This window comes from Pauljensenia sp. UMB0895 (assembly GCF_030218905.1).
Taxonomy (GTDB): Bacteria; Actinomycetota; Actinomycetes; order Actinomycetales; family Actinomycetaceae; genus Pauljensenia; species Pauljensenia turicensis_A.
Map to the genome: position 1 here is coordinate 1 of NZ_JASOQR010000011.1, position 531 is coordinate 531.

A 531-nucleotide genomic window follows, 5' to 3' on the forward strand; every position below is an offset into this window, starting at 1 on the left:
TCACCGACAGCACCCACGCGCCGCCTGTTTTTGCCCCGTCCGAACGGTACAAGATACCGCCGATATCGAAGTATGCGGGTTTGCTTGTGGTGGGGGCGTGCCCGGTTGTTTGAGCGCGATCTAGCATCGCCCGCGCTGACGCCACGGACTCCGCCTTCGCGATCGTCCCCACACTATCGGCGAACGCTGGCCACGCTTCCAAAAGCGGGTCGCCCGCCGTCGGGATTGTCGCACCGTTCCAATGTTGACTGCTCATTTATTCGCCTCTTTCGTTGTTTTCTTCGCTCGTGATGTCGTCGCGCGCCCACCCTTGCGGGTACTGGTCGGGGCCAGCCGTAAACGGGCTGAGCCACGTCCCTGAGACGTTTTTCCACACTTTCCCGTCAATCAAAATGCGACCAGACGGGCCGACCACGTCAGTATGTTTCAGTTCTTCTAGTACGCGGGGTGGTTCTTCCTTCACCGCTTCGGCGTAGGCTTCGGCGGCGAGCTTCGCCTGCTGTTCAGCGTCACGTTTCTGCTGTCTTATCC

The 531-nt window shown here is 60.1% G+C and carries 2 protein-coding genes; both read right to left on the bottom strand.

Annotation, left to right across the window (positions count from 1 at the left end):
• Window positions 1-256 (bottom strand): hypothetical protein (locus tag QP503_RS04530; RefSeq protein WP_285101363.1); only part of this gene is annotated, 256 nt, incomplete at its 3' end.
• The coding region (locus tag QP503_RS04535; protein WP_285101365.1) for a hypothetical protein at window positions 257-531 on the bottom strand (275 nt) is incomplete at its 5' end. It abuts the gene before it with no gap.